The sequence below is a fragment of the uncultured Phenylobacterium sp. genome, from assembly GCF_902826855.1.
In the GTDB taxonomy this organism is placed as follows: Bacteria; Pseudomonadota; Alphaproteobacteria; order Caulobacterales; family Caulobacteraceae; genus Phenylobacterium.
This window is the reverse complement of the sequence record NZ_CADEGK010000194.1, coordinates 1-8,364: the sequence shown is the minus strand read 5'-3', so window position 1 is coordinate 8,364 and position 8,364 is coordinate 1. Positions and strand designations below refer to the sequence as shown.

Here is an 8,364-nt window from a genome sequence, read left to right as displayed (position 1 = left end):
CTGCCGTGGCCGACCTCGCCGTGCGACCGCACGCGCCCGAGCCCGAGGAACGCATTGTCGAACGGATCGTCGAGCGCGAGCGGACCCGTCAGAAGCTGCCCGACCGGCGCAAGGGCTACATCCAGAAGGCGGCGGTCGGCGGCCACAAGGTCTACCTGCACACGGGCGAGTACGACGACGGCCAGCTCGGCGAGATCTTCATCGACATGCACAAGGAAGGCGCGGCCTTCCGCTCGCTGATGAACAACTTCGCCATCGCGATCTCCATCGGCCTGCAATACGGCGTGCCCCTGGACGAGTTCGTCGACGCCTTCGTCTTCACCCGCTTCGAGCCGGCCGGACCGGTGACCGGCAACGACACCGTCAGGTCCGCCACCTCGATCCTCGACTACATCTTCCGCGAGCTGGGGATCAGCTACCTGGGACGCGACGACCTGGGCAGCGCCGACGCCGGCGAGCTGAACGCCGACGGCCTGGGCCGCGGCAAGGCCGACGCCGTGGCCGCGGAGGAGCCCGGGCCCCAACCGGTTTCACGGTTCATCTCCCGCGGCTTCGCCCGCGGCGCTGCGCCCGACAACCTGGTCTTCCTGCCGTCGGCGGGGCGTCCCGGTGGGCCCGCGGCGCTGAGCGCCGCAGAGGTCTGCGCCGCCTGCGGCGATATAGCCGTGGTCCGCAAGGGTCAGGCGCTGATCTGCGAGACATGCGGCGCGCGGGCCGCGCGGATTCCGGACGGACAGGCTGGTTAACCCCTTCAGAATTACCGCGATTTAAGTGGCGCCCAAGCGGCCGAGGGGCCAGATGTGGCCGCAAGACTGCAAGGAACTGCCCCACAGATGAGCCGCCCGAACCACCTCCTGGCCGCCGCGGTCGCCGTCGTCGCGATCGCGTCGACCGCCGGCGCCACGCAGGCTGGCGAGAAGGAAATTCCGCGGCAGGTCTCGTTCGGCGGCTCCTGCGTGAAGTGCGAACTCTCGGGCCGCAACCTCTCCGGCGCACGGATCATTGGCGCCAATTTCTCCGGCGCGGTGATGATCGGCGCGGTCCTGCGCGAGGCCAAGATGCACGCCTCGGTTTTCGTCGGCGCGGACCTCAGCAGGGCGGACCTTTCGGACTCCGCCATGACCGGCTCGAACTTCTCCAACGCCAACCTCAGCGGCGCGCGGATGCGCTCCACCGAGGCCAACGGGGTGGTGTTCAACTCCGCCAACCTCACCCGCGCGGACCTCACCGAGGCCGAGGCGACCGGATCGGTGTTCTCCCGCGCGACCATGACCAACGCCATCCTGAGGTCCGCCAACCTTCGCGGCGTGGGCTTCGAGTCCGCCACCCTCGACCGCGCCCAGATGAACGATATTGAGGCCACGGGCGCGAATTTTTCCCGGGCACGGCTGAACGGCACGATCTTCAAGTCCGCAGAACTGAAGGGCGCCCGGTTCGAGCGGGTCGAGGCCAGCGGCGCAAACTTCGCGGATTCCGATCTGACCGGCGCCAGCCTCGCGGGCGGCGACTTCAGCCACGCCTCCTTCCGCTCGGCGGACCTGACGGGGACCCGGCTGGCGGGCGCCAATTTCGACGGAGCCGACTTCAGGGATACCGACATCTCGCGCGCCATGCTGGTCGGGGTCGACCTGTCGGGGGTGCGCGGCCTGACGCAGGACCAGGTCGACGAGGCCTGCGCCGATCACCGCACCAGGCTGCCCCGGGGGCTCATCGCGCGCGGTTGCGTGGCTTCTGCCCGCTGGGTGGGCCGCCACGACGCCACGCCGCCGACGCGTATCCGCATCGTGCCGGCTATTCCCGCGCCACCGGCGCCGCCAGCGCCGCCGGCCTCACCACGCTACGTGATCGCCATCCAGCCCTAGGAAGCGGACGCCTTCGCTGGAATCGCCAGTCGGATATGCAGCTCTTTCAGCTGCTTGTCCGCAACTTCTGAGGGCGCGTTCATCATCAGATCCTGCCCCTGCTGGTTCAGCGGGAAGGCAATCACCTCACGGATGTTCTGCTGGCCGGCCAGCAGCATGACGATCCGGTCGATGCCGGGCGCGAGGCCGCCGTGCGGCGGGGCCCCATAGCGGAATGCGTTGATCATGCCGGCGAAGTCATGCTCGACCGTCTCGGCCGAGTAGCCGGCGATCTCGAAGGCCCGCAGCATGATCTCCGGCTTGTGGTTCCGGACCGCCCCGGAGCACAGTTCCACGCCGTTGACGACGATGTCGTACTGGTAGGCCAGGATATCCAGCGGGTCCTGGGTGTTCAGCGCCTCCAGCTCGCCCTGCGGCATGGAGAACGGGTTGTGCGAGAAGTCGACGTGGTTGGCTTCCTCGTTGAACTCGTACATCGGAAAATCGACGATCCAGACGAAGTCGAAACGGTCCTCGTCGATCAGCTTCAGGTCCGTCCCCACCTTGGTCCGCGCCGTGCCGGCGAACTTGGCGAAGACCTTCGGATCGCCCGCCACGAAGAAGGCGGCGTCGCCCTGCCCCATGCCGATCTGGCCCATGACGGCGGCGGTGCGCTCATCTCCGACGTTCTTGGCGATGGGCCCGCCCCAGCCACCCTGGTCCTCGCTCCAGAAGATGTAACCCAAGCCCGGCTGGCCCTCGCCCTGCGCCCAGCTGTTCATGCGGTCGCAGAACGCGCGTGAACCGCCCTTCGGTGCGGGGATCGCCCACACGGCGTTCTTCCTGTCCTCGAGGATGCGCGCGAAAAGACCGAAGCCGCCGCCGCGGAAGTGCTCGGAGACATCCTGCATGACCAGCGGGTTGCGCAGGTCAGGCTTGTCCGTGCCGTACTTCGACATGCTCTCGCGATAGGGCAGCCGCGGGAACGGGTACGGCGTGACCGGCTTGCCCTGGCTGAATTCCTCGAACACGCCGTGCAGCACCGGTTCGATCGAGGCGAACACGTCCTCCTGCGTGACGAAGCTCATCTCGACGTCGAGCTGGTAGAACTCGCCGGGCGAGCGGTCGGCCCGCGCATCCTCGTCTCGGAAGCACGGCGCGATCTGGAAGTAGCGGTCGAAGCCCGCGACCATCAGCAGCTGCTTGAACTGCTGCGGCGCCTGCGGAAGCGCGTAGAACTTGCCCGGATGCACCCGCGACGGCACCAGGAAGTCGCGCGCGCCCTCGGGACTCGAGGCGGTCAGGATCGGCGTCTGGAACTCGTTGAAGCCCTGCTCGATCATCCGGCGGCGGATCGAGTTGATCACCTGGCCCCGCAGCAGGACGTTGCGGTGGATCGTCTCGCGCCGAAGGTCCAGATAGCGGTGCTTCAGGCGGATGTCCTCTGGGTAGTCGGGCTCGCCGAACACCGGCAGCGGCAGCTCGGCGGCTTCCGACAGGACCTCCACCTCGCGCACGCGGATCTCGACCTCGCCGGTGGGCAGGTTCGGGTTGATCGTCTCGGCGCTGCGGGCCACCACCTCGCCGTCGATGCGGATCACGCTCTCGGCGCGCAGCTTTTCGACCCGCCCGAACCCCGGCGTCTCGGGGCTCAGCACCAGCTGGGTCAGGCCGTAATTGTCCCGCAGGTCCACGAACATGAGACCGCCATGGTCCCGCTTGCGATGGATCCAGCCGGAGAGCCGGACCGTCTGGCCGGTGTCGGCGGCGCGGAGCGCGCCGCAGGTGTGGGAGCGGTAGGCGTGCATATTCTCAAGGGAAAACGGGGGTTTTACGAGGCGCGGAAGGGCGCATGGGGGGGCCTGAAAGTCAAGGCGCGCCGAAGCTCACGACCGATTGCGGACACGCCCGGCGCCGTCCGCCACAGCGTCGGTTCAACGCCGTGGCGGACGGTCCCAGCGCTTACCTCTCCGGCTGCACGAGCGCCTGGTAGGTCAGCGTGCGGGCCATCGTGCCCAGGTCGTCGCCGCCGGAACCGCCCATGCGCTGGATCATGCCCACGAAGATCAGGTCGTTGGCCGGGTCGACCCAGAACCAGGTGCCGGCCGCGCCGCCCCAGCTGATCGTGCCCTTGCCCTCCAGCGTACCGGCCCTGCGGGGCTCCTTCACCACCTGGAAATCCAATCCGAAGCCCACGGCCTCATTGAAGCCGAACCCGACCGTGCCGTTCGAGTTGACCAGCACGTTCTCGGGGATGGCGTTCGTGCCCATCAGCTCCACCGTGGCCGGGGCCAGGACCCGCACGCCCTCCAGCACTCCGCCGTTCGCCAGCATCTGGGCGAAGCGGGCGTAGTCCATGGTGGTGGAGACGAGGCCGCCGCCGCCCGACTCCATCGCCGGCGGTTCGAGATAGGTCGGCAGCTGGAAGTCGAAGATCTTGGCCGCCTCCTCGATCCGGTTGGTGTCGCGGTTGAGCGCGTAGACGGCGGACAGGCGGCTGGCCTTGGCGGGTGCGACGTAGAAGGCGGTGTCGTTCATTTTCAACGGCTTGAAGATGCGCGCGTCCATGAACTGGCCCAGCGTCTGGCCGGAGAGCTTCTCTACGATGTAGCCCTGGATATCGACCGCCGAAGAATAATACCAAGAGGTCCCCGGCTGGTACATCAGCGGGATCGTCGCGGTGCGATCGATCATCTGCTTCAGGCCCTTCGAGCCGAGGATCTCCTTCTCGCGGTAGAGCTTGTCGACCGGATGTTCGTCGCCCAGGCCATAACCGAAGCCGGCCGTGTGGCTCATGATCTCGCGCATCGTCGGCGGGCGCTTCATGTCCGCCAGGATGGGCTTGCCGGCGCTGTCGGTCCCGGTCATCACCCGCAGGTTCTTGAACTCGGGCACAAAACGGGTGACCGGGTCGTCGAGGCGCCACTTGCCCTCCTCGAACAGGATCATCATCGCCACGCCGGTGACCGGCTTACTCATGGAATAGATCCGGAAGATGGTGTCCTCGGTCATCGGCGCACCGCTGGCGAGGCTCCGCTTCCCATAGGTCTTGAACTGCACAACCTTCCCGTGGCGGGCCAGGAACGTGGTCATGCCGGCCACGCGCCCCTCGGCCACCACGCCGCGCATGTAGTCGTCGAGCTTCGCGAGGCGTCTGCTGTCGAAGCCCACCGCCTCGGGGCTCGCGGCCGGCGTGAAGGCCGACATTGCGGCCGCCGCGGCGGGACCTTTGCGGGCCTCGGCGAAGCCGGTCGTGGGCGCCAGCGCCAGTGAAACGGCGGTCAGCGCCGCGGCGAGCCGCAGGTTGCGTAGCATTGGTCGTCCCCTCCAAACACTTGTTGGACCGAACTTGGAGCGGCATCCGGTTGCGGGCAAGCCAAGTCGCGTTTCAGGTCGGCAACGTCGCCAGCGCCCGCTAGCGTGGCGCCATGAAGCGGCTCCTCATCGTCTGGCATTCGCGCACGGGCGCCGCGCGCGACATGGCCGAGGCGGCAGCGCGCGGGGCCGCGGGCGAACCCGGCGTCGAGACGCGCCTGCTCGCGGTCGACGAGGCGGGCCCCGAGAACCTGCTGGAGGCTGACGGGTATCTCTTCGTCGGGCCCGAGAACCTGGCCGCGCTCTCCGGGGAGATGAAGGCCTTCCTCGACCGCTGCTACTATCCGGTCCTGGAGCGCCTGAACGGTCGCCCCTATGCCCACATGGTCGCCGCCGGCAGCGATGGGACCGGCGCGGCCCGTCAGCTGGCGCGCATCGCCACAGGCTGGCGGCTGAAGCCCATCGCCGAGCCGCTCATCGTGATCACCCACGCCCAGACACCGGAGGCCATCCTCGCCGCCAAGTCCCTGGACGGCGCGGCTCTCGCGGCCTGCGAGGAGTTGGGCGCCGCACTGGCCGCCGGGCTCGCAATGGGCGTATTCTGAAAACGACACGCCGGAGCGAGCCCATGGCCTTGACGACCGCCTTTGATGTGGACCCCCTGCCGGCCACCTTCGGCGCCGTTGTAACCGGCGTACGCTTTGCGGACCTGTCTGCGCCGGACTTCGAGGCCCTATACGCAACCTGGCTCACCTATGGCCTGCTGATCCTGCCCGGCCAGCATCTCTCCAATGACGAGCAGGTCGCCGTCGCCCGCCGCTTCGGCCCCCTGGAGATCGAGCTTTCCCCGATCAGCAACGTCCGCGCGGACGGTTCGGTGCGGCCGGCGGACAGCGATGACGACATCGTCAAGGTGCTCAAGGGCAACATGGGCTGGCACTGCGATTCCACCTACATGCCGGTGCAGGCCAAGGGCGCCGTCTTCACCGCCCACGTTGTGCCTGAGGCGGGCGGCGAGACCGAGTGGGCCGATATGGCCGCCGCGTACGAGGATCTGTCACCTAAGCTGAAGGCGCGCATAGCCGGGCGCTCCGCGCGCCATTCGCTGCGCTACAGCCAGGGCAAGGTGGGACACGTCCACAAGGGTGGAAGCGCCTATTCCGGCTATGGCATGACGGTGGAGGATCCGCCGCTGCGGCCGCTGGTCAAGCGCCACCCTGAGACCGGGCGCGACTGCCTGATGGTGGGCCGCCATGCCTTCGGGGTCACGGGCCTCGATGCGGCGGAGTCCGAGGCGCTGCTGGAAGAACTGACCACCTTGGCCTGTCGGCCGCCGCGCACCTGGCGACACAGCTGGACGCCGGGCGACGCGGTGATCTGGGACAACCGGCGGCTGATGCACCGCGCCTGTCCGTGGGACATGGCGCTCCCGCGGGTCATGTACCATTCCCGCATCGCCGGCGACCCTGTCAGCGAGTTCGCCGCGGCCAGCTAGCCCAAAAGGGCACAGAATTCGCCTCCCAGGTGTATTCGCGGCGCTTTCACCCCACTGGCATGCGTCTTGAAGACAAGCGTCACCGTATGGGTTAACGAAACGTTGATACGTCGGGGGAAGTTCCAAAGTGCCCAGTCTGGTTGACGGACTCGGGGGCGTTGCTGGTTTCGGGGAAGCATCCCTGCAGCCCAGCGATGACCTGTCGTCCGTCGCGATCGACATCACGTCAGTCTTCGGAAGTGATGGCCTGTATTTCAACGGGGCGCACTACACGACGCTCTACGTCAACAACAACGGCAACATCTCCTTCGGGGCCCCCAACCAGTCCTTCGCGCCGACCCCGTTCGGCGCGAGCGGGCCGCTGATGATCGCGCCGTTCTGGGTGGATCTCGACACGCAGGGACCGGACCGGGTTTCGCCCGGTGGGACCTCGCAAGGCACCAATACGGTCTACTATGACCTGGATGCCGTGGCGAAGGTGTTCACGGCGACCTGGGACGACGTCGGCTACAAGGCCTCCAGCAACAACAACCCCGCGGCTTTCCAAGTCCAACTGATCGACATGGGGGACGGCGATTTCGACATCGCCTTCATCTACGAGCGGATCGGGCCGCCGGCGACGGACGCCGGCGCACCCTCCGCCGGTTGGGCGCTGGGCGCGGCCGACGGGACCACCGTCCATCAGATGGTTGGCTCCGGCGACCGGTTCCAAATGGCGGCCCTGGACACCAATCCGGGCAACACCGGAGAAGCCGGCCGATGGCTTTGGCGGATTCGCGACGGAGTCCTCGAAGGCACCGGCCCGCCGGAACCCGAACCTGAGCCGGAACCAGAGCCCCAACCCGATCCGGTCGACCCCACGCCCGCGATGCCGGTGTCGTTCGGGCTGAGCACCAGCGGCTTGGTGCGAGAAGGCGACAGCGGGACGACGGAGATCAACTTCACCATCACCCGCAGCGGCGACCTCGGCAGCCCTTCGCTGGTCGATTGGCGCATCGAGATCGACGACCCGAGTGACTTCGCGCCCGGCCAGGCCCTTTCGGGCGTCGCCTTCTTCGGCGTGGGCGAGACCCAAGTGGTCGTCTCCGCCAGCGTGCAGGGCGACAAGGTCTTCGAAGCCGACGACATGTTCGCGTTCAGGCTGAGCAACGCCGTCCACGGCCTCGTGGTGTTCGACCCGAACGTCGCGGCCCTCGGCGCCATCGTGAACGACGACTCGCCTGTGATGTTCGCCTTCTCCGGGCCGCAGATGCACGCCGAGGGTCAGGCGGGACCGGCGCCATTTGACTTCGTGGTGGTCCGCTCGGGCGACCTGACACAGGGCTCGACGGTGGAATGGGAGCTGCTGTCCGGCAAGGCCTCCGCCGACGACTTCGCACCCGGCCAGCCGCTCTCCGGCACGGTGACCTTCGCCCCCGGCGCCGCGCAGGCGATCATCCGGATCCAGGTCGCAGGCGATCTGGCGCCGGAACCGGACGAGACCTTCACGGTGCGCCTGACCCAGGCCACCACTGGCGGGGCGATCTCTAACCCGGAGGTATCGGCCGAGGGCACCATCGTCGACGACGACCTGCGTCACGCACTGCTGGTCGCCGCGCCGACGGCGCTGGTCTCGCCCGAAGGCGACGCGGGCGCGACGGCTTTCGCCTATACCCTATTGCGCACGGGCGATGTGTCGCTGGGGGTCACCATACCCTACGCCATCGCCCTGCT

Annotated in this window: 6 protein-coding genes and 1 pseudogene; 5 read left to right on the top strand and 2 right to left on the bottom strand. The window is 67.9% G+C overall.

The genetic code is table 11. The annotated features are described in order from the left end of the window. Together QZV94_RS20270 and QZV94_RS20265 are read left to right on the top strand one after the other, a co-directional pair. Positions 1 to 746 (top strand): annotated as a pseudogene (locus QZV94_RS20270) (ribonucleotide reductase); the annotation flags it as partial. An 87-nt stretch (positions 747 to 833) separates the two neighbouring features. Further along, a complete protein-coding gene (locus QZV94_RS20265; RefSeq protein WP_293681118.1) occupies positions 834 to 1,862 on the top strand; it encodes a pentapeptide repeat-containing protein in 1,029 nt (342 codons plus the stop codon). Here QZV94_RS20265 and aspS read toward each other — a convergent pair. After that, a complete protein-coding gene (gene aspS, locus QZV94_RS20260; RefSeq protein WP_293681115.1) occupies positions 1,859 to 3,649 on the bottom strand; it encodes an aspartate--tRNA ligase in 1,791 nt (596 codons plus the stop codon). The genes QZV94_RS20265 and aspS overlap by 4 nt on opposite strands. 154 nt (positions 3,650 to 3,803) lie before the next feature. Further along, positions 3,804 to 5,156: a serine hydrolase gene (locus QZV94_RS20255; protein ID WP_293681112.1), complete on the bottom strand. Its 1,353-nt coding sequence runs from the start codon at positions 5,154 to 5,156 to the stop codon at positions 3,804 to 3,806. Between the two features lie 113 nt (positions 5,157 to 5,269). Here QZV94_RS20255 and QZV94_RS20250 point away from each other — a divergent pair, with 113 nt between their 5' ends. From QZV94_RS20250 to QZV94_RS20240, 3 genes are all read left to right on the top strand, one after another. Continuing rightward, positions 5,270 to 5,761: a flavodoxin family protein gene (locus QZV94_RS20250; protein ID WP_293681109.1), complete on the top strand. Its 492-nt coding sequence runs from the start codon at positions 5,270 to 5,272 to the stop codon at positions 5,759 to 5,761. Positions 5,762 to 5,784: 23 nt separating this feature from the next. Next, a complete protein-coding gene (locus QZV94_RS20245) occupies positions 5,785 to 6,651 on the top strand; it encodes a TauD/TfdA family dioxygenase (protein WP_293681106.1) in 867 nt (288 codons plus the stop codon). A gap of 127 nt (positions 6,652 to 6,778) precedes the next feature. Further along, on the top strand, positions 6,779 to 8,364 hold a 1,586-nt coding region (locus tag QZV94_RS20240; RefSeq protein ID WP_293681103.1), incomplete at its 3' end, for a nidogen-like domain-containing protein.

What these genes read in the sequence shown, in the direction of transcription:
- aspS (WP_293681115.1), bottom strand. Translation starts at nt 3,649, where the DNA reads ATGCACGCCTACCGCTCCCACACCTGCGGCGCGCTCCGCGCCGCCGAC.
- QZV94_RS20245 (WP_293681106.1), top strand. Translation starts at nt 5,785, where the DNA reads ATGGCCTTGACGACCGCCTTTGATGTGGACCCCCTGCCGGCCACCTTC.
- QZV94_RS20250 (WP_293681109.1), top strand. Translation starts at nt 5,270, where the DNA reads ATGAAGCGGCTCCTCATCGTCTGGCATTCGCGCACGGGCGCCGCGCGC.
- QZV94_RS20265 (WP_293681118.1), top strand. Translation starts at nt 834, where the DNA reads ATGAGCCGCCCGAACCACCTCCTGGCCGCCGCGGTCGCCGTCGTCGCG.
- QZV94_RS20255 (WP_293681112.1), bottom strand. Translation starts at nt 5,156, where the DNA reads ATGCTACGCAACCTGCGGCTCGCCGCGGCGCTGACCGCCGTTTCACTG.